This is a genomic window from Agromyces bauzanensis, assembly GCF_014645655.1.
Classification (GTDB): domain Bacteria; phylum Actinomycetota; class Actinomycetes; order Actinomycetales; family Microbacteriaceae; genus Agromyces; species Agromyces bauzanensis.
On the sequence record NZ_BMMD01000001.1, the window covers coordinates 58,761 to 84,853 of the forward strand.

Sequence of the window (26,093 nt, forward strand, 5' to 3'; positions counted from 1 at the left end):
GCGTTGCGGGTGCACCGCGCGCGCTCGCACCATCACGCGGGCTGCGGCACGCGTACGAGCTTCTTGTTGGCGAACTCGCTCATCCCGTACTTGCCGAGCTCGCGGCCGACGCCGGAGCGCTTCACTCCGCCGAACGGCAGCTCCGCGGAGCTCCCGGTGACCGCGTTGATCCACACCATCCCGGTCTCCAGATCCCCCGCCAGCTCGCGAGCGAGGTCGAGGTTCTTCGTGAAGATGCTGCCGCCCAAGCCGAACGGCGAGGAGTTCGCCAACTCGACCGCCGCCTGCGGCGACGGCACGCGGAAGACCGTCGCAACCGGACCGAACAACTCCTCGGAGAACGCACGCATCTCGGAGGTGACCCCGGTGAGCACGGCGGGCGCATAGTAAGCTCCACCGCCGTCCGGTTGCGGTGCCGAGTGCAGCTCAGCGCCCTTGTCGACCGCGTCCTTGACGAGCTCGCCGAGATCCTTGGCGGCCTGCGCCGAGGAGAGCGGCCCGACCATGGTGGCGGGATCAGTGGGGTCGCCGGTGGGGATCTGCGTCATCGCGCCGATGAACTTCTGGGTGAACTCGTCGTACACCGAATCGACGACGATGAACCGCTTCGACGCGGTACACGCCTGCCCGGCGTTCATCACCCGGCCCATGACGGCCTCCTTGACCGCGCCGTCGACGTCGGCGTCTTCGAGCACGATGAACGGATCCGAGCCGCCCAGCTCGAGCACGTAGCGCTTCATGTGTCGACCGGCCACCTCGCCCACCGCCGAGCCCGCCTTCTCCGACCCGGTGAGGGAGACGCCCTGCACGCGCGGGTCGGCGATGATCTCGGCGACCTGACGGCTGTCGATGAACGCGTTGATGTAGGCATCCTTCGGGATGCCGGCGTCGTGCAGCAGCTTCTCCATCGCCAAGGCCGACTGCGGGCAGTTGCGCGCATGCTTGAGCACGATGGTGTTGCCGAGAGCCAGATTCGGGGCGGCGAACCTGGCCACCTGGTAATAGGGGAAGTTCCACGGCATGACGCCCAGGATGACGCCGATCGGCTCGGTGCGGACGACGGCCTCGCCGCCGCCGACAGCATCGAGCACCTCGTCGGCGAGGAACTTCTCCGCGTTCTCGGCGTAGTACTTGAAGATCGAGGCGACGAGCATCACCTCGCCCTGGGCCTGCATCAGCGGCTTGCCCATCTCGAGGGTGAGCAACTTCGCCAGTTCGTCGATGCGCTCGGTGCTCAGCTGCGCGGCGCGTGCGAGCGCCGCGGTGCGCTGGGCCAACGGCGTCTCCCGCCACGACAGGTACGCGGTGTGGGCCCGGTCGAGGATCGCGTCGACCTCGCGGTCGCTGATCACCGGAAACTCGGCGAGTGCTTCGCCGGTCGCCGGATTGATGGTGGCGTATGCGCCCACAGGCTTGTCTCCTCAGCTCCGTTGCCAGGTTCCGTGCGTGTCCCGTGCGCTCGCGCGGACCATTCCGCAACAGCTCGTCTGGTCTTCACAGGCTGCCACCGCTGCGGGGGCATGTCAATGCGCACTGCCGCGGCGACTCGGGGCCGGGAAGCCGTGACCGCACCTTGCACCACTCGTGCGCGAGCATCCCGTGTGCAGACTCGCTCGCTCGTTGCACACGGGGCCGGGGCAGGCATAGCCTGAACCCACGCTGACCAGCTGCGTCAGTGGCTTGCTGTGACGAAGATGTCGAAGGAGAGATTGCCATGAAGACCAAAGCGGCCGTGAACTGGGGCGTCGGCCAGGACTGGAGTATCGAAGAGCTCGAGCTCGACGATCCCAAGCACGGCGAGGTCCTCATCAAGCTTTCCGCGTCCGGGTTGTGCCACTCCGACGAACACATCCTCACCGGGGACATGCCGGTGCCGGCCCACCCCTACATCGGCGGCCACGAGGGCGCGGGCGTCGTCGAGCAGGTCGGCCCGGGAGTGGAGAGCCTCAAGGTCGGCGATCATGTCGTGCTGAGCTTCATCCCGGCGTGCGGCCGGTGCAAGATGTGCTCGACGGGTCACCAGAACCTCTGCGATCTCGGCGCCGGGATCCTCGAGGGTCTGCAGATCACCGACGGGACCTCCCGCCACCACGTCAAGGGCGAGGATGCCCGACTGATGTGCGTGCTCGGCACCTTCTCCCCCTACACCGTCGTGAACGAGGCATCCGCCGTGAAGATCGACGACGACATCCCGCTCGAGCTCGCGGCGCTCGTCGGATGCGGCGTGACCACCGGCTGGGGATCGGCGGTCAACAGCGCCGACGTGCAGCCGGGCGATGTGGTGGTCGTCGTCGGCGTGGGCGGGATCGGCTCCAACGCGGTGCAGGGCGCGCGGATCGCCGGGGCGAAGTACATCGTCGCGGTCGATCCGGTGGAGTTCAAGCGCGAGAACGCGCAATCGCTCGGCGCCACCCACACCGCCGCGAGCATCGAGGAGGCGTTCCCGCTCGTGCAGCAGATCACACGCGGTGCGATGGCCGATGCGGTCATCTACACGGCAGGGGTCGTGGAGGGGGCGCTGATCGCGGGCATCATGGCGCTGACCACGAAGGGCGGCACCGCGGTGGTCACCGGCATCGGCCATGGCTCCCAGATGGACGTGACGATGTCGCTGTTCGATCTGACGCTTTCGCAGAAGCGGCTGCAGGGCTCGCTGTTCGGTGAGGCCAACCCGCGCGCCGACATCCCGCGCCTGCTGAGCCTCTACCAGAACGGGCAGCTGAAGCTCAACGAGCTCGTCACCAAGACCTACAGCCTCGAGGAGATCAACCAGGGCTATCAGGACATGCGCGACGGCAAGAACATCCGCGGCGTGATCGTCTACAACTGACGTGACCTCGCACCAGGGGATCGCCGCGAGTCCGCCGAGCGGGGTCGCGGCGATCCTCACCCCGGCCACCCTCGCCGCCTTCGATGAGGCGGTGATCGGTCGTCGTCGCGAGACCGAGGTACTCCTGGCGGCACTGGCGGCGGGTCGCCACGTCGTCCTGGAAGGCCCGCCGGGCACCGGCAAGTCCACCTTGCTGCGCACGCTTGCGGACGCCGCAGGCATCGGCCTGGTCTTCGTGGAGGGCAGCGCCGAGTTGACCCCTGGTCGACTGGTCGGCAGCCACGACCCGAGTCGGCTGCTCGCCGAGGGATACCGCGATGAGAACTTCCTCGACGGCCCGCTCGTGCAGGCGATGCGGGCCGGCGCGCTGCTGTACCTCGAGGAGCTCAACCGCGTTCCCGAGGAGACCATCAACGTCCTGATCACGGTGATGAGCGAGGGCGAGCTGCATGTTCCGCGCCTTGGTCTCGTGCCGGCGGCGCCGGGGTTCGCTCTCGTCGCAGCGATGAATCCGTTCGACGCGGTCGGCACCGCTCGGATCTCCGCGGCCGTGTACGACCGCACCTGTCGCATCCGGATGGACTACCAGAGTGCCGCCGATGAGAAACGCGTGGTCGAGCGCGCCGTCAACGCCGACGGTGCCGCCGCGGTGCCCGACGGGAGTCGGCAGCCGCTCGAGGTCGACCTCGTGGTCGCCCTCGTGCGCGCGACCCGCAGCCACCCCGACGTCCGCATCGGTTCGTCGGTACGCGGTGCCATCGACATGATGCTCGTCGCCGACCGGCTCGCCGTGCTGCGCGGCACGGACGCAACGGATGCGGGTGTCAGTCTGGATGCGGCGCTCGCCGCACTGACCGGACGCATCCGGGTGCAGGAGGGGGGCGAGCGCAGCGCCGAGGACATCATCATCGAGCTGTGGCATCGCGTATACGGTCCGACCGCGGTACCGCAACCGGGAGCGGACGCGGGGGCCGAACCGGGAAAAGCGCGCGGGGCGACCGGCCCCACCCGACCGGCGCCCCTCGCAACGGGCTGAGCCCCGACCCGCAGCCGCGTGGCGATCGGGGCGACCAGCCGCAGGCCTCAACGGGCCGTCACCTGCTGAAGGCGATAGCGGGGTTCGACGAGGTCTCCCCGCGGTTGGGGATGCTCGACGAAGGGGCCCTCAGCGAGCTCGAGCGACGGGACCCGGATGCCGCGCTGACCTTGCTCGCGGAGATGAGCGGTGCCACCGACGAACGGCTGCGACGATTGGCGTTGGCGCTGTCGGGCCGGGTCATGGTCCGTGCGGCGTCGCCGCGCGGCGCACCACGGCCCGGCGCCGGTCGCATCCGATCGCGACGCTGGGAGCCCGGCGTCGACGTTGACGTGGACGCGAGCTTGGACGAGCTCATGGTCTCGAACCTCGCCGGACGGGCCGCCGACCCCGCCGGACTGCGCGGGCCCGGCTGGACCCGGCCAGCGACCGCGATCAGTCTCGTGCTGGACCGGTCCGGATCGATGGGGGGCGCGAGGCTTGCCACGGCGGCGGTTGCCGCGGCCGCCGTGGCGCTGCGAGACATCGAGGACTACAGCGTCATAGCCTTCGGCTCGTCCGTACGCATCGTCAAGGCGCAGCGTCAGCCGCGCGCGGTGGAGGGCGTCGTGGAAGACCTGCTGAGCCTGCGCGGCCACGGCCGCACCGATCTGGCGGCCGCGTTGCGGGCCGCCGCTCGCGAACTGTCCGAATCGACCGCGTCGCGGCGCATCACTCTGCTGCTCTCCGACGGGCGCGCCACGACCGGGGACGACCCGGTTGCGGCAGCGCGCGCCCTCGACGAGTTACTCGTACTGGCGCCCGTCGGCCCGGACGAGTCCGGCGTGCAGGCGCGCGCGCTGGCGCGCGCGGTCGGCGGCCGGGCGGCCGAGGTCAGCGGACCGAGCGCCGTCCCCGCCGCGATCGCCGGACTCTGGCCATGAGGTCAACGCCGCTCGGCCTCGGACCGGTTCGACGCGCTCGGCGATGTGGTGGGCGCGGCATTGAGCCCGTCCAGGATGAGGGTCGTGATCTGGCGATGAAGGACGTTCCCGACAACGTAGACGGTCACGCCGGCGTCGCCCAGGGCCTCCATGACGTGCGTGAACGTCCCGAAGGTGTAGAGCGCCATCAGTTCGTCCACCTGGGGCGGGCTCAGTAAGGTTCAGGCCGGTTCCCGCGGGGGCCACCGGCGTGCGGGATCGCCGTATGAGCCGCGGCGCTACGCGGTGAACCGGTCGAGCCGCCGCAGGATGAGGCCCTCGCGCAGGGCCCACGGCGACACCTCGAGTTCATCGACCCCGAAGGCCCGCATCGCCTCCGAGAGCACCACCGCACCCGCGACGATCTGGAACGTGCGGTCGGCGGTGATGCCGGGCAGTGCGGGTCGAGCGTCCGAGGGGATCTTCGCGAGCCGCGGCGTCCAGTCGTCGAGGCCGTGACGGGTGAGGATGCTGCGATCGGATGCCCCGACGCCCTCCTCGACCGTGCCGGCGAGCCGCGCGAGCGAGCGGATCGTCTTCGACGAGCCCACGACGTGCTCGGGCGCGGGCAGATCGCGGACCGGGGCGACCGCCTCGGCGAGGATCGCCCGCGCGTGCCCGCGCAGGTTCGCGACCTGATCGGCGGATGGCGGGTCGTCGGGGAGGAACTCGATGGTCGAGCGGCCGGCTCCGAGCGGCAGCGACCGCGCGACATCTGGCACCTCGTCGATGCCCTGCGCGAGCTCGAGTGAGCCGCCGCCGATGTCGAGCAGCAGGATACGGCCGGCCGACCAGCCATACCAGCGCCGCACCGCGAGGTACGTGAGGCTCGCCTCGTCGTCGCCTGAGAGCACGTCGAGCTCCACCCCGGTCTCGGCGGCGACCCGGGCCAGCACCTCCTCCCCGTTCGACGCCTCGCGGATGGCGGAGGTCGCGAACGCGAGCAGCTCATCGATGCCCGCTCGGCGGGCGGCGTCGGATGCCTCGCCAACTGCGGTGAGGATGGCGTCGACGCCTTCGGGACGGATCGAGCCGTCGCCGTCGAGATACCGCATGAGGCGCAGCACCGACTTCTGCGAGGTCATGGGGATCGGCCGCGCGCCGCGATGGGCGTCGACGACGAGCAGGTGCACGGTGTTGGAACCGACGTCGAGGACCCCGAGGCGCATGGTTCGAGCGTACTGGCGACGGATGCATCCGACGACGCGTTTCCTGCATACTGGTGCGAGTGGGACGACTGTCCCACTTTGGTCGGCGACGGCGTCGAGAGGAGCCCGGTGGCCCGCATCCCCGCATCCGAGCGCCGCAACGCCTTGGTCGAGGCCGCCCTTCGCGTGGTGTCGCGGCAGGGGATCGCGCGGGCCACGACCCGGGCGATCGTCGCCGAGGCGGGAATGTCGCTCGCGAGTTTCCACTACGCGTTCGACTCACGCGATGAGCTCATCGACGAGCTCATCGCCACCGTCGTCGCCCGCGAGGAGCAGGCCGTCATCCCCGACATCGTGCCCGGGCAGGACCTTCGCCGGATCCTCGAATCGGGCCTCCTCCGCTACCTCGAGCACTTGGAGGCCGACCCCGATCACGAGCAGGCGATGCTCGAGCTCACGCAGTATGCGCTCCGTTCGCCGGAGCGGTATCCGCTCGCCGTCGCGCAGTACCGCCGCTACGCCGAACTGGCCGAGCACTCGCTCGAGATCGCCGCCGAAGCGGCCGGAACCACCTGGCGGCGCCCGGTCGCCGAGGTGGCGCACGTGCTCGTCGCGTTCACTGACGGGCTTACCATCACCTGGCTCGTCGACCGTGACGACGCCGCCGCCCGCGCAGTGGTGAGAACAGCCGCGGACGCCCTCTCGAGAATGGCAGACACCCGATGACGGGCCTCGACCTGCGCATGGCCGCCGCGACGACGGATGCCCCGAGCTGGCTCGATCCCGCACGGCACTGGCCCGCCCTCACCGCCGCCACGCGCGACCTCGACGCGCCGGTCGGAGCCATCCACCTCCCGGCGTTGCGGCACAATGCGATCGACATGGTCCGGCGCGCCGGGGGGACGCCCATTCGCATCGCCTCGAAGTCGGTGCGGGTGCGCGGCGTGATCGAGGCGCTCCTCAGCGAGCCGGGATACCGCGGCGTGCTCGCCTACACCCTCGCCGAGGCGCTGTGGCTCGCCGACACCGTCGACGACCTCGTGGTCGGCTATCCCACGGCGGAGCGCGGCGGCATCCGCCGGCTCGGCCGCGACGCCGATCTCGCGAGCCGCATCACGCTCATGGTGGACTCGCCGCAGCAACTCGACCTCATCGACGCCGTGTTGCCGCCCGGCGAGCGCGAGACGATCCGGGTGTGCCTCGAACTCGACGTGTCATGGCAGGTTCCCGTGCTCGGCCATGTCGGCGTGCGCCGCTCGCCCGTGCACGAGCCGGCCGAGGCGGGGGCGCTCGCGGCCTACATCGCGGGCCGGCGGGGGTTTCGCCTCGTCGGCATGATGGCGTACGAGGCGCAGATCGCCGGGGTCGCGAACCGGCCCGCGGGCCGGCCGGTCGACGGCGCGGTGAACCGGTGGATGCAGTCCTGGTCGATGCCCGAGCTCGTGGAGCGTCGATCGCACGCGGTCGCCGCGGTGCGCGAGCACGTCGAGCTCGAGTTCGTGAACGGCGGCGGCACCGGCTCGCTCGAGGCCACGGCGGCGGATGCCTCGGTCACCGAGATCGCCGCAGGTTCGGGTCTGTTCGGCGGCCATCTCTTCGATGGCTACGCGCAGTTCACTCCGGCTCCCGCCGCGGCGTTCGCGCTCGACGTGGTGCGTTCGCCGAGTCCCGAGCACGCCACCATCCTCGGCGGCGGCTGGATCGCGTCGGGGCCGCCCGGCGCCGACCGCGTGCCGCGGATCGTGTGGCCAGAGGGCCTCTCGGTGCTCGCCCGCGAGTCCGCGGGCGAGGTGCAGACCCCGGTCGCCGGGCGCGCCGCTCGGCGGTTGCGCGTGGGTGACCGCGTGTGGTTCCGGCACACGAAGTCGGGCGAGCTCGCCGAACACCTGAACGCGTTCGCCGTCGTCGACGGCGGCGACGTGGTCGACGCGATCCCGACGTACCGGGGCGAGGGGAGGGCGTTCCTGTGACGGCGAGCGGAGCCACGTGGCGCAACTGGGCGCGCACCGAGTCGGTGCGGCCGCTGCGCGTCGAGCGGCCGGCCACGGCGAGCGCGGTGGAGCGCGCGGTGGTCGCGGCCGCGGCATCCGGCCTGCGCATCAAGCCCGTCGGCTCGGGGCACAGCTTCACCGGCGTCGCGGTGGCGCCGGGCGTGCAGCTCGACCTCACCGACCTGACGGGGGTCATCGACGCGGATGTCGCGACCGGCCGGGTCGCGCTCGCCGCAGGCACCCGGCTGCATCAGCTGCCCGCGCTGCTCGCGCCGTACGGCCTCGCCATGGCGAACATGGGCGACATCGACCGGCAGACGATCGCGGGTGCGACGGCGACGGGCACGCACGGCACCGGGCTCGCGTTCGGCGGGCTCGCGACGCAGATCGTCGCCGTGAAGCTCGTGACCGGCACGGGGGAGCCGCTCACCGTGAGCGAGACCGAGCGCCCCGACCTGCTGCCGGCCGTGCGCCTCGGCCTCGGCGCGCTCGGCGTGCTCGTCGAGCTCACGCTGCAGCTCGTGCCGCGGTACGTGCTGCACGCCGTCGAGCGGCCAGAGCCGCTCGCGGAGGTGCTCGAGCAGTGGCTCGACCGGGTGCGGAGCCGCGACCACTTCGAGTTCTACTGGTTCCCGCACACCGACGCTGCGCTCACGAAGACCAATACGCGGCTTCCGGGCGACGCGCCGCGGAAGCCGCTCGGTCGCACGTCTCGGTGGGTCGACGACGAACTGCTCGCGAACGGCGCGTACCGGGCCATCTGCGCGCTCGGCGCCGTCGCCCCCGGCACGACGCCCCGCTCGGCGCGCATCGTCGAACGTCTCTCGGGCGGCCGCGACTTCGCCGACTTCTCGCCCAAGGTGTTCACGACGCATCGCAGCGTCCGATTCCGCGAGATGGAGTACGCCGTGCCGCTCGAGGCGGTACCTGACGCGTTCCGCGAGGTGCGTGCCCTCATCGAGCGGAAGGGATGGCGCGTCAGCTTCCCGATCGAGGTGCGGGCCGCGGCATCCGACGACAACTGGCTCTCGACCGCATACGGACGCGAGACGGGGTACCTCGCCGTGCACCGCTACGTCCGCGAGGACCCGCGCGAATACTTCACGGCCGTGGAGGAGATCATGCGCGGGTACGGCGGCCGCCCGCACTGGGGAAAGATGCACACGCAGGCGGCCGAGTCGCTGCGCCACCTCTATCCCCGGTTCGACGACTTCCTGCGCGTTCGCGACGAGCTCGACCCCGAGCGGCGTTTCGCGAACCCGTACCTCGACCGGGTGCTCGGCACCTGACGCTCCGTGGGCTCGCGTCTGCCTGAACCTCGCCCACGAGCCGGCCGGAACTTCCCTCCGAGTCTCATGGGAAGCCCGGCTCATGCGACCGCCGCTCAGTAGGATGGTGGAACACCGTTCATCCGTTTTCGTCGCGAGAGTGCTAGGAGTCCGTGCCATGGAATGGCTCATCCCCGTCATCGTCGTCGTCGCACTCGTGGTGATCATCGGCATCTACCTCTGGGCGACCTACAACTCGCTGGTCACGCTCAACGTGCGCGTCGACGAGGCGTGGAGCGACATCACGGTGCAGCTGAAGCGTCGCGCCGACCTCATCCCGAACCTCATCGAGGCGGTGAAGGGCTACGCCGCACACGAGAAGGCGGTCTTCGAGAATGTCACGCGCGCGCGCGCCGAGACGCTGCAGGCGCACGGTCCGGCCGAGGCGGGTGTCGCCGAGAACCATATGCAGCAGGCCCTGAAGTCGATATTCGCGGTGGCCGAGGCGTACCCCCAGCTGCAGGCGAGCCAGAACTTCCTGCAGCTGCAGGCCGAGCTCGTCGACACGGAAGACAAGATCCAGGCGTCGCGTCGGTTCTACAACGGCGGCGTTCGTGAGCTCAACACGAAGATCAAGGTCTTCCCGAACACGCTCTTCGTGCGCAGCCTGGGCTTCCACGAGCGGGAGTTCTTCGAGGTGACGGAGCCTGCGGCGATCGCAGAGCCGCCGCGCGTGCAGTTCTAAGGGTCGGCGTTGTACCGAGCGATCGCCAGGAACAAGCGCAACACCGTCTTCATCATCCTGTTCTTCCTCGCCATCATCGGCGGGCTGGGCTGGCTCGCGGCCTGGGTCTACCAAGACCTGACGATCGTCATCGTGACGGTCGTCGTCGCGTCGGCGTACGCCCTGTTCCAGTACTTCACCGCCGACAGGCAGGCCATCGCCATGTCGGGTGCCGTCCAGCTGCACTCGAAGGCCGACCACCCGCGGCTGTGGCGCACGGTCGAGAACCTCTCGATCACCACCGGCACGCCCATGCCGAAGGTGTACGTCATCTCCGACCCGGCCCCCAACGCCTTCGCCACCGGGCGAGACCCCGAGCACGCCGTCGTCGCGGCCACCACGGGCCTGCTCGACATCATGGACGACGCGGAGCTCGAGGGCGTGATGGCGCATGAGCTCGGCCACGTGCGCAACTACGACATCCGCCTCTCGATGATCGTCTTCGGCCTCGTCGTGGCCATCGGGTTCATCTCCGACATGTTCCTTCGCATGACGTTCTTCGGCGGTCGCAACAACAACCAGAACCCTGTCATGCTCATCGTGGGCCTCGTGGCCATGCTCATCGCCCCGCTCGTGGCGAGCCTCGTGCAGCTCGCCGTGTCGCGACAGCGGGAGTACCTCGCGGATGCCACGGGCGCGATGACCACGCGGCATCCCGACGCCCTCGCCAAGGCGCTCGAGAAGCTCGAGGCGTACGGACGCCCCATGCGGCGGCAGAACTCCTCGATGGCCCACCTCTGGATCGCCGACCCGCTGAAGCCCGGCGTCATCGACCGGCTGTTCGCGACGCACCCCCCGATCGCCGACCGTGTCAAGCGGCTCGAGCAGATGGGCGGCGCGTTCTAGGCGGCGCCGTCGTCAGGACGCAACGAGCTCTGCGCGCAAGGCAGGCGCCAGGTCGCCGCGATCGACGACCTCGATCTCGTCGAGACCCTGCCACGAGGCGGCGCGCCGGAGCACCGGCACCAGCCTGGCCGCGGTGTCGGCCGGGGCCCCGGCCTCGGACCATGCCGACTGCACGCGCAGCACGCGGGACTTGCGGTCGCTCTTCAGATCGACGCGCCCGACCAGGTCGTCGTCGACGAGCACCGGCAGCGTGTAGTAGCCGAACTTGCGCTCGGGCTCGGGAGTGTAGATCTCGATGCGGTAGTGGAAGTCGAAGATGCGCTCTGTGCGCGGGCGGAACCACACCACGGGGTCGAACGGCGACAGCACGGCGGCCGCCTCGAGGCGTCGCGGACGACGGGCGTCGCGATGCACCCACGTGGGCGTCGGGCGCCGACCCGTCGTCCAGCCGGGCACCTCGACCGGCAGGAGCTCGCCCGCATCCTCGAGGTCGCGGATCGCCGCGCGCACGCCCGGCCGCTTCATGCGCCAGTAGTCGGCGAGGTCGGCCTCGGTCGCGATGCCGAGGGCGGATGCAGCACGCCGTATGAGCTCGCGCACGGCGTCGGCCTCGGCGGGCGGCTCGCCGAGCAGCGCGGGCGGAAGCGCCTGCTCGGGGAGGGCGTAGACGCGCTCGAATCGGCGGCGTTCGATGCACACCACCTCGCCGACGCGGAACATCCACTCCAGCGTGCGCTTGACGTCGGACCAGCCCCACCACGGACCGCGGCGCTCGTTCGCATCGTGCTCGATGGCGCTCGCGGGCATGGGCCCGTTGGCCGCGAGCTCGTGACGCAGCCAGTCGGCGAGCGTGCGGTTCTCGACGAGCCAGCCGCCCCACTCGCTTCCGCGCCGCCGGTACTCTTCGCGGCGGAACTCGAAATGTGGCCACAGCTCCCTCGGGATGAACGCCGCCTCGTGCGCCCAGTACTCGAGCAGGCGACCGTGCCTGCCGTGCGCGAGGCGGTCGAGCAGGGCGCGATCGTAGGCGCCGACGCGGCTGAACGCGGGGAGGTAATGGCTGCGCTCGAACACGTTCACGGAGTCGATCTGGAGCAGCCCGAGGCGTTCGACGACGCCCCGCACCTGGCGCAGGCCGGCGGTGTCGGGCGCGATGCGCCCGAAGCCCTGGGCGGAGAGCGAGATGCGGCGGGCGAGCGCGGGACTGACCGAATCGACCATGGTTCCACGAGACTAGCCGCCGCCTCCGACACCGGCCTCTGGTGGGCTTCCGCCCGCATGCCGTCTCGCGCATGCCCCGCGCCTAGACTGGAGCGATGACTGAGTCGAACGGTCGGGCTCGGGGCAGGGTCGCGCGGCGCCGACGCTCGGGGCAGCAGGCGACGGCCCCTGCAACGCCGTTGCGTCGCGACGCCTCGGAGTCCGTTCCCTACGGCATGCGGCTCGCGGCGGCCTGGTCGTGGCGGCTCCTGCTTGTGGGCGGCGTGCTCGCGGTCGTCATCTTCCTGATCTTCCAGCTGCGGTTCATCATCATCCCGATCCTCGTGGCGGTGCTGCTCGGCGCGCTCCTCGTGCCCTTCTCGCAGTTCCTGCAGCGCCACCGCTGGCCGAGGTGGCTCGCGATCGCGGTCGCGATGCTCGCCGCGCTCACGGTCGTCGGGGGGCTGCTCACGCTCGGCATCACGCAGATCGTCCGGGGCTTGGACGACCTCGCCGCGCAGTCGCTCGTCGCGTGGGACGAGTTCAAGGCGCTCCTGCTCGTGAGCCCGCTGCACATCACCGAGACACAGCTGAACGACTTCGTCGACCAGGTCTTCGCCTCGGCTCAGGCGGACAGCAACGTCCTGCTGAGCGGTGCGCTCTCGGCCGGGTCGACCGTGGGGCACTTCCTCGCAGGGATGCTGCTCGCCCTGTTCGCGACCATCTTCGTGCTCATCGACGGCCGCGGGATCTGGACCTGGATCGTCGGCGTCTTCCCGCGCCGGGCACGCGCGGCGGTCGACGGCGCTGGCAACGCAGGCTGGGCGACGCTGCAGAACTTCGTCAAGGTGCAGGTGCTCGTCGCCGCGATCGACGCCGTCGGCATCGGCCTCGGCGCGTTCTTCCTCGGCGTGCCGCTGGCCGTGCCCATCGGGATCCTGGTGTTCCTCGGCTCGTTCATCCCCATCGTCGGCGCCGTGGTCACGGGTGGGCTCGCCGTGTTCGTGGCGCTCGTCTACAACGGCTGGGTCATCGCGCTCATCATGCTCGGCATCGTGCTGCTCGTGCAGCAGGTCGAGGGCCACATCCTGCAGCCGCTCATCATGGGAACGGCGGTGAAGGTGCATCCGCTCGGTGTCGTCACCGCGGTCGCGACGGGTTCACTGCTCGCGGGCATCGCCGGCGCCCTGTTCGCCGTCCCGGTCGCCGCCGTCGCGAACGTGATGATCAACTACATCGCGGGCGGCTCGTGGAAGCATGCCGCCGGTCCACCGGTGGAGGAGGCGCACTCGCCGCTCTGGCGCACCGTGCCGCAACGACCGGGTTACCAGCGAGGAGAATGAGCGCGTGATCACGACCATTCCGGGGCCGAGCCTCGCCGAGTTCGAACGGGCGCGCGAAGTCGTGGGCCGCGTGGCCCGTCGCACGCCCATGGAGACGTCGCGGTTTCTCGCAGCCCGTCTCGGCGTGCCCGTGTACCTGAAGTGCGAGAACCTGCAGCGCACCGGGTCCTACAAGCTCCGTGGCGCCTACCACCGGATGTCGTCGTTGAGCGAGGCCGAGCGGGAGCGCGGCGTGGTGGCCGCATCCGCCGGCAACCATGCGCAGGGCGTCGCCTTCGCCGCGCGCGAGCTCGGCATCCGCGCCACGATCTTCATGCCGGTCGGCGTCGCCCTGCCGAAGCTCGAGGCGACCCGTTCGTACGGTGCCGACGTCGTGCTGGCCGGCAGCTCGATCGGTGAGACGCTCGAGGCGGCCGCGGCGTTCGCCGCCGAGACCGGAGCCGTCATCATCCCGCCGTTCGACCACCCCGACGTCGTCGCGGGTCAGGGCACGCTCGGCCTCGAGATCCTCGAGCAGGCTCCGGATGCCACGACCATCGTCGTCCCCATCGGCGGCGGCGGGCTCGCCGCCGGCATCGCGAGCGCGGCCAAGCAGCAGGCGGCCAGGGAGGGGCGCCCGCTGCGCGTCATCGGCGTGCAGGCCGAGAATGCGGCGCCGTACGTCGCGTCGCTCGCGGCAGGGGAGCCGCGCCCGGTGCCGGTCGTGCCCACCATCGCCGACGGCATCGCGGTGTACCGGCCGGGCGAGCTGAACTTCGCGATCATCCGCGAGACGGTCGACGAGGTCGTCACCGTGTCCGAGGACGACATCGCCCGGGCGCTCCTCGTGCTGCTCGAACGCGCCAAGCTGGTCGTGGAGCCCGCGGGAGCCGTGGCGGTGGCGGCGATCATGACCGGCGCCGTCGTGTCCGACGGACCGGTCGTCGCGGTGCTCTCCGGAGGCAACATCGACCCGCTCCTCATGCAGCGCGTCGTGGCGCACGGGCTTGCGGCATCCGACCGCTACCTCACGCTGAGCATCGGGCTGCCCGATCGTCCCGGCCAGCTCGCACGGGTCGCGGAGCTCCTCGCCGAGGCGAACGCGAACGTCGTCGAGGTGCTGCACACAAGACACGGCTCGGGGCTGCAGATCTCGGAGGTGGAACTGCAGCTCTCGGTCGAGACGCGCGGGCCCGACCACCGCGCCTCGGTCGTCGAAGTGCTGCGTCGGGCCGGGTACGATCCGCGGATCGTCGACGAATGATGAATGGCCCCCTCGCGAGCGAGGGGGCCGTCGTCTACGGTGTTGGTCCGAACCGCGGCCGGGGTCCCTACTGGCCGCCCCAGGTCTCGACGCCCGTGACCTGCACGGCGATCTCGCGCCCGTTGGGCGCGGTGTAGCTCGTGGCGTCTCCGACCTTCAGGCCGAGGATCGCGGCGCCGAGCGGTGACTGCTCGCTGAACACGTCGAGTTCGGAGTCGCCGGCGATCTCTCGGCTGCCGATGAGGAAGCGCTCCTCGTCGCCCGCGATGACCGCGGTGATGACCGTGCCGGGTTCGACGACGCCCGAGGACTCGGGCGCCTCGCCGACCTTCGCGTGGCGCAGCAGTTCGGTGAGCTGGCGGATGCGTGCCTCCTGCTTGCCCTGCTCGTCTTTCGCGGCGTGGTACCCGCCGTTCTCCTTCAGGTCACCCTCTTCACGCGCCGCCTCGATGCGCTTGGCGATCTCCTCGCGACCGTGCGTCGAGAGCTCCTCGAGCTCGGCGGCGAGCCGGTCGAAGGCATCCTGCGTGAGCCAGGTGACGGTGGCGTCCTGCGCCATGGTGCACTCCTGAGTTAGACGTGTCGGAATAGAGATGTCGCCCCGACGTTCGGTCGGAGCGAATCTCCTATGTTAGCTCAGCCAGCACCGGGAGATCAAACCGGTGTTGGCCTCCTGTGCGACGCGCACCGTCTCGGTGAACTCACGCAGGTGGCGATCCGAGGCGGGGATCTCGACGACCTTCCAGCCCACGACGGTGAAGTCCTCGTCGAGCGCCTGCACGATGCACGCGGTCTCATTGCCGGGCGGCACCGACAGGGTCCACGAGACCTCGACGGCGCGTTCGTCGTTCATGAGCTCGTGCCCGGTGTCGGTGGCCTCGACCGACGGCGTCGAGCCGTCGAGGCCGGCCCAGACGACCCATGCGACGAGCACGATCGCGACGGCGACCGCACCGGCGACGAGCAGGAGTCGGTCGCGCGTGCGACGAGGCCGAGTGCGCCCGTAGCGGGCGTCCAGCGCCGCGGTCTGCTGCCCGGTCACCACGGCTCCATCCCACCTCGATCGTCTAGGCTGTGAATCCAGCCTAACCCGCCCCGCGAAGGGATCCCGATGCTCGCCCTGCCCGCCAGTCCCGCCGTCGGACGACGCTCGTGATCGCTGCGGCGGTGCCCTTCCTGGTAGGTGCGGAAGAGGAGGAGTTCGACCCCGACCTCGTGACGCCGGGCGTCGTGGGCTTCGTGGCGACGTTCCTCGTCATGGTGGTGGTGGTGCTCCTCATCCTCGACATGGTGCGCCGCATCCGCCGCGTCAACTACCGCGCCGAGGTGCGGCAGCAGCTCGAGGTCGAGCGTCTCGAGGCGGAGCTCGCCGCGAGCGACGCGGGCGAAGCGGACGGTCCGGATGCCACGACGGCGACCTCGGAGGCCGAAGCGGCCGCGGCATCCGACGACGAGGACGACACGCCGCCGACGCGCTGACGCGCCCGCGGCATCCGTCGCGCCCACCGCACCCGTCGCGCCCGCGGCATCCGTCACCCGAGGTGGTAGACGGGGTCGATCGCGATGATCAGGGTCGCCGCCCAGTGCGCCATGAAGGCGAGCACCGTGCAGGTGTGGAAGATCTCGTGGAACCCGAACCGGCCGGGCCACGGGTTCGGCTTCTTGAGCGCGTAGACGATCGCGCCGATCGTGTACAACAGGCCGCCCACGATCACGAGGACCATCATCGCGACGCTCGCCTCGAGCAGGTCGCCGAGGTACATGACCGCGGCCCAGCCGAGCAGTAGGTAGAGCGGCACGTAGAGCCAGCGCGGCGCGTGGATCCAGAACACGCGGAAGCCGATGCCGAGGAGGGCCCCGCCCCAGACGAAGCCGAGCAGCAGCCAACCCTTGTCGGGCGGCAGCGCGAGGATCGCCAGCGGTGTGTACGTGCCCGCGATCAACAGGAAGATGTTGGCGTGGTCGATGCGCTTCAGGAGGACCTTCGTGCGCGGCTTCCAGTCGAAGCGGTGGTAGAGCGCCGACATGCCGAACAGGAGCATCGAGGTGAGCGTGAACACCGCCGACGCCCACTTCGCGGGCGCGCCGTCGGCGAGCACGATGAGCACGACGCCGGCCACGATCGCCAGGGGGAAGGTCCCGGCGTGGATCCAGCCGCGCCAGGTCGGCTTGGGCTCGGCGTGCGAGAGCGAGTCGTCGAGCAGCGGGATGTTGGGCAGGTCGGGTCCGTGCGCCTCGCGCGTGATGGCGGCATCGGCCGTGTCCTCGGCGGCGACGGGGCGGGAGAGCTCCTCGGCGAAGTCGGAGGAATCGTCGCGGTGCTCTGGGCTCATGGACACAGCGTAGGGCGTCGTCGATCACGTTCCGCTGTGAGTGCACGTGGCGGCGGAGGGGTAGCGTAGTGCCGTGCAGAAGAGCGATCAGCCCCTCGGTCGCGGACTCCTCTACCGTCTCTACCAGAACCGGCTGAAGCGCGGACTCGACCCCGCCGCCCTGCCGAGGCATGTCGCCATGATCATCGACGGCAACCGCCGGTGGGCGAGACAGCTCGGCTACGAGAGCGCCGCGCACGGCCACCGGGCCGGCGCGGCCAAGATGCGCGAGTTCCTGGAATGGTGCGACGATCTCGGCATCTCGGTGGTGACGCTCTACCTGCTCTCGAGCGACAACCTCGGCAACCGGCCGAGCTCCGAGCTCGCGGACCTGATCGAGATCATCGCCGAGCTCGCGGAGGAGCTCTCGCACTACCGCGACTGGCGCGTGCAGCACGTCGGCTCCGACGCTGGGCTGCCAGAACCGCTCGTCGCCGCGCTGGACGCGGCGGAGCACCGCACCGCCGACAAGCGCGGCATGCACGTGAACCTCGCCGTCGGCTACGGCGGACGCAAGGAGATCACCGACGCGATGCGCTCCATCGTCGCCGCGCATCACGCCGAGGGACGCAGTCTCGAGGACCTCGCGGAGCGGCTCACTCCCGACCTCATCGGCGAGCACCTCTACACGGGCGGGCAGCCCGATCCCGACCTCGTCATCCGCACGTCGGGCGAGCAGCGGCTGAGCGACTTCATGCTCTGGCAGGCCGCCCACAGTGAGTTCTACTTCGTCGAGGCCCTCGGCCCCGACCTCCGGCAAGTCGACTTCCTACGGGCGCTCCGCGATTACGTGAGTCGTCACCGCAGGTTCGGGGGCTGATCCCGTTCGTGCGCGCCCCGCGGGTCTGCCATGATATGGCTCGGAGAAGGGGGCGATCGTGACGATCGACGCATACATCGCGGGGTTCGCTGAGGAGCCCGGATACCTGGACTACGCCCGGGTCGGTCCGCTCGCGACGTCGGCCGCCGAGGAGAGCATGGCGCTCACGCAGTTGCTCCAGCGCGGGCGGCACGGCAGCTTCGACGTGTTCGACGAGCAGGATGCGCGCCTGCGCCGCGCGGCCGCCGAGCTCACGGGCTTTCCGATCGACCACATCGTCTTCCAGCCGAACACGTCGCAGGGCATCATGCACGCGACGTTCGGCATCACCGGCGCCGTGCTGCTGTCGGCCGGCGAGTTCCCGAGCCTGCCCATCGCCGCGGTGCGTGCACAGGGGGCACTGCACTCGGTGCAGCCCGTCTGGCTCGAGACCGATCACGGCAAGGTCACGCCGGGGCAGATCCGCGAGCAGCTCGAGGCGAACATCGGGGCGGTGGCGGTGAGTCTCGTGGATCCGCGTACCGGTTACCTGTGCGACATCGAGGGCATCCGGCAGGTGATCGGCGACCGGCTGCTCATCGTCGACGCGATCCAGGGCTTCGGTGTCGTCGACGCGCCCTGGGCGGCCGCGGACGTCGTGCTGTCGGGCGGCCAGAAGTGGTGCCGCGCCGGGTGGGGCACGGGCATCATGGCGCTCTCCGAACGTGCGCTCGAACGGCTCACGCCCGTGTTCTCGGGGTTCACCGGCACCGAGGAGCCCGAGCCCTGGGGCGAGGTGCCGCCGCCTGCACCCGACGCGCGCGCGTATCGGGTCTCGAACCCCGATCCGATCGCCGAGGCGCGCTTCGCCGCCGCCATGGAGGAGATCTCGGCCACCGGCGTCGCCGAGATCAACGCCGCGATCGCCGAGCGGGTGAGCGAGGTGATCGACCTCGCCGACGAGTTCGCGATCGCCGTCACGTCCTCCCGTGACGAGCAGGAACGCGCCGGGCTCGTGATCCTCCAGCCGCCCGCCGAGCAGGTGACGTTCCTCACGGCGTCGTTGCACAACCACGGCGTCACGGCGACCACCCGCCAGGGGCGGGTTCGCCTCAGCGTCCACGCCGCCACCAGCGAGGAGACGCTCGAGATGCTGCGCGCCGCGTTCGTGTCGTACGCAACGGCGGCGTCGTACTGAGCGGCCGTCTGCGAACAGCGGGATCCCGCGGCGTCCGCCTGGTCGCATCCGCCCGGGGCGTCCGCTCGAATGTGAACGGCAGATGACGATTCGCGTGTCGCTGTCGCGGATCAGGCCCTGGCGACGTAGCGTCTGAGACATCGGGCAAGGTGCCCGGTCGAGACGGCTTCGTGAAGCGCTCGTAGGAGGATTCGCCGGCCGGCTCGGAAGCCGAGCGGAATCGCTCGGGGCAGGAGCGGTCGTGGCCTCACTCGAAACCTCCAACTCCAACGGTCGGATCACAGGGCGTGCCAAGGCACGCCCTGACGTGTCTCTGCCTGAAGATGTGGCGCAGGCCGAACGCACGTACGTGCTCGACACGTCGGTGCTCCTGTCCGATCCGCGGGCGCTGTTCCGCTTCGCCGAGCACGCCGTGGTCCTGCCGGTCGTCGTCATCACCGAACTCGAGGCCAAGCGCAACGACCCCGAGATCGGATACTTCGCGCGGCAGGCGCTTCGCATCCTCGACGAGCTGCGCATCGAGCACGAGCGGCTCGACTTCCCGATCCCCGTCGGCGACGGCGGGTCGCTGCGGGTCGAGCTCAATCACTCGAGCCCCTCAGTGCTCCCGAGCGGGCTGCAGCTGGGCGACAACGACTCGCGGATCCTCGCCTGCGCCGCCAACCTCGCGCACGACGGGGTCGCGGTCACCGTCGTCTCGAAGGACCTGCCGCTCCGCGTGAAGGCCGCGTCGATCGGCCTCGACGCTCAGGAGTACCGTGCCGAGCTCGCCCTCGACTCCGGCTGGACGGGCATGGCCGAGCTGTCGCTCGGCTCGAACGACATGGCGAAGCTCTACGAGCACGAGCACATGACGACCGCGGAGGTCGAGGGCATGCCCGTGAACACGGGGCTCGTCATCCAGTCCGAGCGCGGTTCGGCACTCGGGCGCGTCGTCGGCGAGCGCGAGGTGAAGCTCGTCCGCGGCGACCGCGACGTGTTCGGCGTGCACGGTCGGTCGGCCGAGCAGCGGCTCGCCATCGACCTGCTGCTCGACCCCGAGGTGGGCATCCTCTCGCTCGGCGGGCGCGCCGGCACGGGCAAGTCGGCACTGGCTCTCTGCGCCGGTCTCGAGATGGTGCTCGAGCGCCAGCAGCACAAGAAGATCATGGTGTTCCGGCCGCTCTACGCCGTCGGCGGCCAGGAGCTCGGGTACCTGCCGGGTGACCAGGGCGAGAAGATGAACCCCTGGGGCCAGGCGGTGTTCGACACGCTCGGCTCGGTGGTCACCGACAACGTGCTCGAGGAGGTCGTCGACCGCGGCATCCTCGAGGTGCTCCCGCTCACGCACATCCGCGGCCGGTCCCTGCACGATGCGTTCGTGATCGTCGACGAGGCGCAATCGCTCGAGCGCAACGTGCTGCTCACGGTGCTCAGCCGCATCGGGCAGAACTCGCGCGTCGTGCTCACCCATGACGTCGCGCAGCGCGACAATCTGCGGGTGGGTCGCCATGACGGCATCGCGAGCGTCATCGAGACGCTGAAGGGGCATCCGCTGTTCGCCCACATCACGCTCACGCGCTCGGAGCGCTCGGCGATCGCGGCCCTCGTGTCGGAGATGCTCGACGGAGCCGAGCTCACGTAGCGCAGACCGGGGCCGGCGGGGTCGCGCGGCGCGGCGAGCACGGGATTGCCGCGGTGGTCACGGTGGCCGCCGAATCGGGCACGCCGCTCGGCGTCCGGGGAGGCGGGCACGGCTACGCCCACGCGCTCGTCGACGACGGCATTCTGGTCGACGTTCGGGGGCCGGCCTGGAGATCGACCCCGCGCGCCGCATCGGTGTGGGTGGCGGCGGCAACTTCGGCGTCGTCACGTCGCTGCGGCTGCGGCTGCACGAGACACCGGTCGTGACGGGTGGGATCCTCGCGTTCGAGGCGCGGGGAGCGACCGTGGAGGCGCTCATCCGCGCCGCGCGCGAGGCGGACGACACGGTGTCGACGATGGTGAACGTGATGAAGGCACCGCCGGTGCCCTTCCTCCCCGCCGATCACCACGGGCGGCCGATCGTCCTCGCGTTCGTCTGCCATTCCGGTCGGCCGGAGCACGCCGAGGCGTCGCTCGCGTCGTTCCGTTCGGCCGGACCGATGCTCGCCGACCTGGTCGGCGAGCGACCGTATCCCGCGATGTTCCAGGCGGGACCGGATGTCGCGCCCAACCGGGTGGCCATGCGCACCGCCTTCGCCGACGCGTTCGACACGGATCGCGCCGACCTCGAGATCTCACTCGTCGGCGAGGCGCCCACGCAGGGCGCGTCGTCAACCTCCGCCACATGGGCGGCGCGATCGCGCAGGTGCCGGAGGATGCCACGGCGTTCGCGCACCGGTCGCGGGCACTCATGGCCTCGGTGGGCGCGCTCTCGCCGGACCCCGCGGCGGCCGCGGCCGGCCGCGAATGGGCGGACTTCACGAGCCGGGCGCTCGGCCTCGACGGGTCGGGGTACGTGAACTTCATCGCGGCGAGCGGTGACGAGGGCGTGCGCGATGAGCGCGCGCCGAGGCGCGGCGGCGTCCCACATCTCGGGGCTCCAGGCCTTCGACTGCGGGAACGCCTTCGAGCAGTGGAAGACGTCGGCGGTCCGGCTGTCCGGCGGCGCGGCGCCTGCGCCACTTCCGCGCCCGCTGCGCCACTCGAGGAGGCGCGCAGGGTGTGGAAGTGGCGCAGAGGCCCTCTACTTCGCCTGCGGCGGCCGCGTCATCGACAGCAGGTCGAGCGCGGTGTCGAGCTGCTCCTCGGTGAGCTCGCCGCGCTCCACGTAGCCGAGGTCGATGACGGCCTCGCGCACGGTGATGCCCTTCGCCACCGAGTGCTTGGCGATCTTCGCGGCGGCTTCGTAGCCGATGAGCTTGTTGAGCGGCGTCACGATCGACGGCGACATGCCGGCGAGCTCCCCGGCCCGCTCGACGTTGGCCTCGAGGCCAGAGACGGTCTTGTCTGCGAGCACGCGCACCGAGTTGGAGAGCAGGCGGATCGACTCGAGCAGCGCCGTGCCCATCACGGGGATCTGCACGTTGAGCTCGAAGGCGCCGGATGCCCCGCCCCACGCGACCGTGGCATCGTTGCCGATGACACGGGCGCACACCATGAGCACGGCCTCGGGCACGACCGGGTTCACCTTGCCGGGCATGATCGACGAGCCGGGCTGGAGGTCGGGGATGAGCAGCTCACCGAGGCCGGTGTTCGGGCCGGAACCCATCCAGCGGAGGTCGTTCGCGATCTTCGTGAGGCTCACGGCGATGGTACGCAGGGCACCGGATGCGTCCACGAGACCGTCGCGGTTGGCCTGCGCCTCGAAGTGGTCGGCAGCCTCGGTGATGGGCAGCTCCGTCTCTCGCTGGAGCAGCTCGATGACGAGCTGCGGGAATCCGGCGGGCGTGTTGATGCCCGTGCCGACCGCCGTGCCGCCGAGCGGGACCTCGGCGACGCGGGGAAGCGCCGTGCGCACGCGCTCGATGCCCAGGCGCACCTGTCGGGCATAGCCGCCGAACTCCTGGCCGAGGGTCACGGGCGTCGCGTCCATGAGGTGGGTGCGGCCGGCCTTCACGACGTCGGCCCACTGCTCGGCCTTGGCCTCGAGGGCGACGGCGAGGTGGTCGAGGGCGGGGATGAGGTCGTCGATGAGCGCCGCGGTGACGGCGATGTGCACCGACGTCGGGAAGACGTCGTTCGACGACTGCGAGGCGTTCACGTGGTCGTTCGGGTGAACCGGGCGACCGAGCTTGTCGGTGGCGACCGTGGCGAGCACCTCGTTCATGTTCATGTTCGACGAGGTGCCGCTTCCCGTCTGGTAGACGTCGACGGGGAAGTGCTCGATGAACCCGTGTCGGCCCGAGATGACCTCGTCGGCGGCCTCCTCGATGGCCTTCGCGATGTCGGCATCGAGCACGCCGAGGCGCGCGTTGGCCTGCGCGGCCGCCTTCTTGATGCGTGCGAGCGCCTGGATCTGCTGCGGCTCGAGGCGCGAGCCCGAGATCGGGAAGTTCTCGACGGCGCGCTGCGTCTGTGCACGGTAGAGCGCCGACTTGGGCACCCTCACCTCGCCCATCGTGTCGTGCTCGATGCGGTACTCGGCGGCGTTGTCCACCACGGTGTGTTCCCTTTCGGTTGCATGCCGGAGACCCGGCGCGGGCCTCGACTGCGGCGGTCGGAGATCTTCGGCGGTCAGATCCGACCGACCACGATGTCGGTCTCGGCGCGACCCTCGACGAGGCGGTAGTTCGCACCGACGATAGCCAGCGTACCCGCCGCGATCGCGTCGCTGATCATCTCGGAACTCTCGACGAGCTCGGCGACGGTGTCGCGGAGGTGCTCGCGCCCGACGTAGGCGGCGTCGACGTCGTCGGGGTCGACGGCCTGATCGGGCTCGACGCCGGCGACGCGGCGGACCGCGGGCACGATGAGCTCGACGACGCTCGCGATGTGCGGGGGCAGGGGGGCGGCGTCGGGCGCCTGCGACTCGATCGCCGCCCGCACCGCGCCGCACTCGTCGTGGCCCAGCACGAGGATGAGCGGCACGCCGAGCACGCCGACCGCGTACTCGAGCGAGCCCAGCACCGAGTCGGAGACCACCTGGCCCGCGTTGCGCACGACGAACGCATCGCCGAGTCCCACGTCGAAGATGATCTCGGCCGCGAGTCGCGAGTCGCTGCAGCCGAACACCGCGACGTGCGGGCGCTGGGCGCCCGCGAGCGACGTGCGGTGGTCGACGTCCTGGCGGGGATGCCGCGGCTCACCCGCGATGAACCGCTCGTTGCCGCGACGGAGCTCGCGCCACGTCGCAGACGGAGTCTCGGGACGTTCAGTGGGCTGCTCGCTCACGGCGGATCCTCTCGGGTTCGTCGGTGTGGCGTCGGTGTGCGGGGGTGGGTCAGTCCTGGGCTTCGATCGCGGGCACGAGCGCCGCCGCGATGGTGTCGAACTCCTCGGGGCTCGCCGTGCCGAGCAACACGAACGTGCTGTCGCCCGCCTCGGTCGTGAGGCCGTAGCGGGCGTTGCCCACATCGGCGCTCGAACGGCGGTTGTCGTACACGGTCCACTCGACGCCGTCGATGGTGACGGTGCCGGAGGCGAGCGTGCTGGCGAGCAGCCCGGCGACCCAGGTGGGGTTGGCCTCCAGGCCCTGGTACATGCCGATGTACTCGTCGCCCGGCGTGAGGTACCCCGCGTACCAGGCCGTGACGCCGTCGGCGGTGCTCGTTCGGAGCTCGGCCGCGTTCGCGCGCCACCCCTCTGGCAGTTCGGGCACCGCGAGCGGATCGTCACTCGCCGCCTGGGCCTGCACGGCGACGGCGCCGACGTCGACGTCGCGGTCGACGGGGGTGTCGCTGCGCGGCACGAGCAGCACGATCACGAGCACCAGGAGGAGGCTCGCGCCGAGCGCGAGCACGAGGTTCCTGACGGTCTGCCGCTGACGGTGCCTGAGGGAATCCTCGGCCTTGCGGGCCGCGGTCTCCTCTGGGGTCTCTGGCCGGCCGAGCTCGGCGACGACGCGGGGGCTGCGGGCGGCCATCAGCGGACGCCGGAGTCGTCGGATGCCGCGGACCGGGCGCCGGCACGGGCGGCGTCGAGCCGCGCCTTCGCGCCGATGAGCCACTCCTCGCAGCGGGCGGCGAGCGCCTCGCCGCGCTCCCACAGCACGAGGGACTGCTCGAGGGTCGCGGAGCCCTGTTCGAGCTCGGCGACGACCTGTACGAGCTCGTCGCGTGCCTGCTCGTAGCTGAGCTCGGCGACATCCGTGGGTGAGGGCATGGGTTCCATTCTATTCGGCGGCGCCGACGCTACTCCGCGGCGTCGGCCGTCGACTCGTCGTCCATCGGCCGACCCGTCGAGACCGCCCCGAGACCGCCCTCGGCGAGCGTGATCCGCAGCCGCGTGCCCTCGGGGGCCTGGTCGGGGCGCGTGAGCACGCCGTCGTGGTCGCGCTGCACGATGGCGTACCCGCGGTCGAGCGTCGCCTGCGGCGACAGCGCCCTGAGGTGGCCTCGCAACTCGCCGACGCGGGTCGATTGCCGTTCGATGCGCCGCTCCATGAGCTCGGTGCCGCGTGCGACCCAGCGCGTCAGCTCCTCGGCGCGACGGTCGATCATCCAGCCGGGGTCGGCGAGCGCCGGCCGGGTGCGCAGGTGCCCGATGCGGTCGATCTCGCGCGTGAGCATCGACGCGAGGCGCATGCCGAGGCGTGCCCGCGCCTGCTCCACACGCGTGAGCTCCTCGGCGACGTCGGGCACGACGCGCTTCGCGGCATCCGTCGGCGTCGAGGCCCGGAGGTCGGCGACCTCATCGAGCAGCGGTCGGTCGGCCTCGTGGCCGATGGCCGAGACGATGGGGGTGGATGCCGCGGCCGCGGCCCGTACGACGCGCTCGTCGCTGAACCCCAGCAGGTTCTGGAAGTCGCCGCCGCCTCGCGCCACGATGATGACCTCGACCTCGGGATCGGCATCGAGTCGTCGGATCGCCGAGACGACCTCGACCGCCGTGCGGTCGCCCTGCACGGCGGCGTAGGCGATGCGGAACTCGACGCTCGGCCAGCGCAGCCGCGCGTTGCGCAGCACGTCCTGCTCGGCGTCGCTGTCGCGTCCGGTGACGAGGCCGACGACGCCCGGCAGGAACGGCAGCCGCTTCTTGCGGCTCGCCTCGAAGAGGCCTTCGGCGGTGAGCTGTGCACGCAGTCGCTCGAGCCGCTCGAGCAGGTCGCCGAGGCCGACGTGCTTCATGTCGTAGACCTGCATCGAGAGGGAGCCGCCCTTGACCCACCAGCTCGGCTTCACGAGGAGCACCGCGTGGTCGCCCTGCTTGAACTGCTCCGACAGGCGCGCGCGCACGGACGACCACATGGTGAACGAGAGCGTGGCGTCGGCCTCGAGGTCCTTCAGCTTGCCGTAGACATTTCCGCCCGACACGCCAAACTGGGTGATCTCGCCCTCGACCCAGACGGTGCCGAGGCGGTCGAGGTACTCCTTGAGCTTGCCGGACAGGAGCGCGACGGGCCAGGGAGCCTCGCGTGTCGCCGGTGCATCCGCCATCGAGTCGGTCCCCTC

Annotated in this window: 27 protein-coding genes; 15 read left to right on the forward strand and 12 right to left on the reverse strand. The window is 70.7% G+C overall.

The annotated features are described in order from the left end of the window. Positions 1-32: 32 nt before the first annotated feature. Positions 33-1,409 (reverse strand): NAD-dependent succinate-semialdehyde dehydrogenase, encoded by a 1,377-nt coding sequence (locus IEX31_RS00310; RefSeq protein ID WP_188741448.1) that lies wholly within the window; start codon positions 1,407-1,409, stop codon positions 33-35. A 305-nt stretch (positions 1,410-1,714) separates the two neighbouring features. Here IEX31_RS00310 and IEX31_RS00315 point away from each other — a divergent pair, with 305 nt between their 5' ends. From IEX31_RS00315 to IEX31_RS00325, 3 genes are all read left to right on the forward strand, one after another. Continuing rightward, on the forward strand, positions 1,715-2,830 hold the full coding sequence (locus tag IEX31_RS00315; RefSeq protein ID WP_188741449.1) for an NDMA-dependent alcohol dehydrogenase: 1,116 nt from the start codon (positions 1,715-1,717) through the stop codon (positions 2,828-2,830). A 1-nt stretch (position 2,831) separates the two neighbouring features. Further along, positions 2,832-3,866, forward strand: a complete 1,035-nt coding sequence (locus IEX31_RS00320; RefSeq protein WP_229661997.1) for an AAA family ATPase — start codon at positions 2,832-2,834, stop codon at positions 3,864-3,866. 242 nt (positions 3,867-4,108) lie between these two features. Further along, the gene (locus tag IEX31_RS00325) at positions 4,109-4,789 is read left to right on the forward strand and encodes a VWA domain-containing protein (RefSeq protein ID WP_268236940.1); all 681 of its coding nucleotides are present in this window, start codon (positions 4,109-4,111) and stop codon (positions 4,787-4,789) included. 2 nt (positions 4,790-4,791) lie between these two features. On the opposite strand, the gene IEX31_RS00330 is transcribed toward IEX31_RS00325, so the two are convergent. Then, positions 4,792-4,989, reverse strand: coding sequence for a hypothetical protein (locus IEX31_RS00330; RefSeq protein WP_188741451.1), 198 nt, complete (start codon positions 4,987-4,989; stop codon positions 4,792-4,794). 78 nt (positions 4,990-5,067) lie between these two features. Next, entirely contained in the window at positions 5,068-5,997 is a 930-nt protein-coding gene (locus IEX31_RS00335; protein WP_188741452.1) for a Ppx/GppA phosphatase family protein, read from the reverse strand. A 108-nt stretch (positions 5,998-6,105) separates the two neighbouring features. Between IEX31_RS00335 and IEX31_RS00340 the strand changes: the two genes are divergently transcribed. The 5 genes from IEX31_RS00340 to IEX31_RS00360 all read left to right on the forward strand — a co-directional run bounded on the left by IEX31_RS00340 (position 6,106) and on the right by IEX31_RS00360 (position 10,865). Continuing rightward, positions 6,106-6,702 carry a TetR/AcrR family transcriptional regulator gene (locus tag IEX31_RS00340; protein ID WP_188741453.1) on the forward strand — a complete coding sequence of 199 codons (597 nt, stop codon included), beginning with the start codon at positions 6,106-6,108 and terminating at the stop codon, positions 6,700-6,702. After that, a complete protein-coding gene (locus tag IEX31_RS00345; RefSeq protein ID WP_188741454.1) occupies positions 6,699-7,946 on the forward strand; it encodes an alanine racemase in 1,248 nt (415 codons plus the stop codon). Before IEX31_RS00340 ends, IEX31_RS00345 begins: the two co-directional genes overlap by 4 nt. Then, positions 7,943-9,256: a D-arabinono-1,4-lactone oxidase gene (locus IEX31_RS00350; protein ID WP_188741455.1), complete on the forward strand. Its 1,314-nt coding sequence runs from the start codon at positions 7,943-7,945 to the stop codon at positions 9,254-9,256. The genes IEX31_RS00345 and IEX31_RS00350 overlap by 4 nt, the downstream gene beginning before the upstream one ends. A gap of 157 nt (positions 9,257-9,413) precedes the next feature. Next, complete coding sequence (locus IEX31_RS00355) at positions 9,414-9,980, forward strand: LemA family protein (RefSeq protein ID WP_188741456.1); 567 nt, start codon at positions 9,414-9,416, stop codon at positions 9,978-9,980. 9 nt (positions 9,981-9,989) lie between these two features. Then, positions 9,990-10,865 (forward strand): M48 family metalloprotease, encoded by an 876-nt coding sequence (locus tag IEX31_RS00360; RefSeq protein WP_188741457.1) that lies wholly within the window; start codon positions 9,990-9,992, stop codon positions 10,863-10,865. A 12-nt stretch (positions 10,866-10,877) separates the two neighbouring features. Here IEX31_RS00360 and IEX31_RS00365 read toward each other — a convergent pair whose 3' ends face one another. Then, positions 10,878-12,086, reverse strand: a complete 1,209-nt coding sequence (locus tag IEX31_RS00365) for a winged helix-turn-helix domain-containing protein (protein WP_188741458.1) — start codon at positions 12,084-12,086, stop codon at positions 10,878-10,880. 95 nt (positions 12,087-12,181) lie between these two features. Between IEX31_RS00365 and IEX31_RS00370 the strand changes: the two genes are divergently transcribed. Both IEX31_RS00370 and ilvA read left to right on the forward strand, forming a co-directional pair. Then, complete coding sequence (locus tag IEX31_RS00370; protein ID WP_188741459.1) at positions 12,182-13,408, forward strand: AI-2E family transporter; 1,227 nt, start codon at positions 12,182-12,184, stop codon at positions 13,406-13,408. 4 nt (positions 13,409-13,412) lie between these two features. Continuing rightward, positions 13,413-14,651, forward strand: coding sequence for a threonine ammonia-lyase (gene ilvA, locus IEX31_RS00375; RefSeq protein ID WP_229661998.1), 1,239 nt, complete (start codon positions 13,413-13,415; stop codon positions 14,649-14,651). Positions 14,652-14,718: 67 nt separating this feature from the next. Here ilvA and greA read toward each other — a convergent pair whose 3' ends face one another. Together greA and IEX31_RS00385 are read right to left on the reverse strand one after the other, a co-directional pair. Continuing rightward, positions 14,719-15,210, reverse strand: coding sequence for a transcription elongation factor GreA (greA, locus tag IEX31_RS00380; RefSeq protein ID WP_188741461.1), 492 nt, complete (start codon positions 15,208-15,210; stop codon positions 14,719-14,721). 72 nt (positions 15,211-15,282) lie between these two features. Next, positions 15,283-15,693 (reverse strand): DUF4307 domain-containing protein, encoded by a 411-nt coding sequence (locus IEX31_RS00385; protein ID WP_188741462.1) that lies wholly within the window; start codon positions 15,691-15,693, stop codon positions 15,283-15,285. A gap of 125 nt (positions 15,694-15,818) precedes the next feature. Between IEX31_RS00385 and IEX31_RS00390 the strand changes: the two genes are divergently transcribed. Then, positions 15,819-16,130, forward strand: coding sequence for a hypothetical protein (locus IEX31_RS00390; RefSeq protein WP_229661999.1), 312 nt, complete (start codon positions 15,819-15,821; stop codon positions 16,128-16,130). Positions 16,131-16,183: 53 nt separating this feature from the next. On the opposite strand, the gene trhA is transcribed toward IEX31_RS00390, so the two are convergent. Then, the gene (trhA, locus tag IEX31_RS00395) at positions 16,184-16,984 is read right to left on the reverse strand and encodes a PAQR family membrane homeostasis protein TrhA (protein ID WP_188741463.1); all 801 of its coding nucleotides are present in this window, start codon (positions 16,982-16,984) and stop codon (positions 16,184-16,186) included. Between the two features lie 73 nt (positions 16,985-17,057). Here trhA and IEX31_RS00400 point away from each other — a divergent pair, with 73 nt between their 5' ends. The 4 genes from IEX31_RS00400 to IEX31_RS00415 all read left to right on the forward strand — a co-directional run bounded on the left by IEX31_RS00400 (position 17,058) and on the right by IEX31_RS00415 (position 21,503). Beyond that, complete coding sequence (locus IEX31_RS00400) at positions 17,058-17,843, forward strand: isoprenyl transferase (protein WP_188741464.1); 786 nt, start codon at positions 17,058-17,060, stop codon at positions 17,841-17,843. A 58-nt stretch (positions 17,844-17,901) separates the two neighbouring features. Further along, entirely contained in the window at positions 17,902-19,020 is a 1,119-nt protein-coding gene (locus IEX31_RS00405; protein WP_229662000.1) for an aminotransferase class V-fold PLP-dependent enzyme, read from the forward strand. Positions 19,021-19,327: 307 nt separating this feature from the next. Beyond that, a complete protein-coding gene (phoH2, locus tag IEX31_RS00410) occupies positions 19,328-20,644 on the forward strand; it encodes an RNA 5'-3' helicase PhoH2 (RefSeq protein WP_229662001.1) in 1,317 nt (438 codons plus the stop codon). Positions 20,645-20,840: 196 nt separating this feature from the next. Beyond that, a complete protein-coding gene (locus IEX31_RS00415; RefSeq protein ID WP_188741465.1) occupies positions 20,841-21,503 on the forward strand; it encodes an FAD-binding oxidoreductase in 663 nt (220 codons plus the stop codon). A 224-nt stretch (positions 21,504-21,727) separates the two neighbouring features. Here the strand turns inward: IEX31_RS00415 and IEX31_RS00420 are convergent, their stop codons facing one another. From IEX31_RS00420 to xseA, 5 genes are all read right to left on the reverse strand, one after another. Then, a complete protein-coding gene (locus tag IEX31_RS00420) occupies positions 21,728-23,143 on the reverse strand; it encodes a class II fumarate hydratase (protein ID WP_188741466.1) in 1,416 nt (471 codons plus the stop codon). Between the two features lie 74 nt (positions 23,144-23,217). Next, a complete protein-coding gene (locus tag IEX31_RS00425; RefSeq protein WP_188741836.1) occupies positions 23,218-23,874 on the reverse strand; it encodes a carbonic anhydrase in 657 nt (218 codons plus the stop codon). A gap of 49 nt (positions 23,875-23,923) precedes the next feature. After that, positions 23,924-24,565, reverse strand: a complete 642-nt coding sequence (locus IEX31_RS00430) for a DUF4245 domain-containing protein (protein WP_188741467.1) — start codon at positions 24,563-24,565, stop codon at positions 23,924-23,926. Then, entirely contained in the window at positions 24,565-24,804 is a 240-nt protein-coding gene (locus tag IEX31_RS00435) for an exodeoxyribonuclease VII small subunit (protein ID WP_373285481.1), read from the reverse strand. The genes IEX31_RS00430 and IEX31_RS00435 overlap by 1 nt, the downstream gene beginning before the upstream one ends. A 29-nt stretch (positions 24,805-24,833) precedes the next feature. Continuing rightward, positions 24,834-26,078 carry an exodeoxyribonuclease VII large subunit gene (xseA, locus tag IEX31_RS00440; RefSeq protein WP_229662002.1) on the reverse strand — a complete coding sequence of 415 codons (1,245 nt, stop codon included), beginning with the start codon at positions 26,076-26,078 and terminating at the stop codon, positions 24,834-24,836. Positions 26,079-26,093: the final 15 nt, after the last annotated feature.

Excerpts from the sequence above, each read along its gene's own strand:
- IEX31_RS00430 (WP_188741467.1), bottom strand. The coding sequence starts at position 24,565 with ATGGCCGCCCGCAGCCCCCGCGTCGTCGCCGAGCTCGGCCGGCCAGAG.
- xseA (WP_229662002.1), bottom strand. The coding sequence starts at position 26,078 with ATGGCGGATGCACCGGCGACACGCGAGGCTCCCTGGCCCGTCGCGCTC.
- IEX31_RS00365 (WP_188741458.1), bottom strand. The coding sequence starts at position 12,086 with ATGGTCGATTCGGTCAGTCCCGCGCTCGCCCGCCGCATCTCGCTCTCC.
- greA (WP_188741461.1), bottom strand. The coding sequence starts at position 15,210 with ATGGCGCAGGACGCCACCGTCACCTGGCTCACGCAGGATGCCTTCGAC.
- IEX31_RS00335 (WP_188741452.1), bottom strand. The coding sequence starts at position 5,997 with ATGCGCCTCGGGGTCCTCGACGTCGGTTCCAACACCGTGCACCTGCTC.
- IEX31_RS00355 (WP_188741456.1), top strand. The coding sequence starts at position 9,414 with ATGGAATGGCTCATCCCCGTCATCGTCGTCGTCGCACTCGTGGTGATC.
- IEX31_RS00325 (WP_268236940.1), top strand. The coding sequence starts at position 4,109 with ATGGTCCGTGCGGCGTCGCCGCGCGGCGCACCACGGCCCGGCGCCGGT.
- IEX31_RS00315 (WP_188741449.1), top strand. The coding sequence starts at position 1,715 with ATGAAGACCAAAGCGGCCGTGAACTGGGGCGTCGGCCAGGACTGGAGT.
- IEX31_RS00370 (WP_188741459.1), top strand. The coding sequence starts at position 12,182 with ATGACTGAGTCGAACGGTCGGGCTCGGGGCAGGGTCGCGCGGCGCCGA.
- IEX31_RS00435 (WP_373285481.1), bottom strand. The coding sequence starts at position 24,804 with ATGCCCTCACCCACGGATGTCGCCGAGCTCAGCTACGAGCAGGCACGC.
- IEX31_RS00345 (WP_188741454.1), top strand. The coding sequence starts at position 6,699 with ATGACGGGCCTCGACCTGCGCATGGCCGCCGCGACGACGGATGCCCCG.
- trhA (WP_188741463.1), bottom strand. The coding sequence starts at position 16,984 with ATGAGCCCAGAGCACCGCGACGATTCCTCCGACTTCGCCGAGGAGCTC.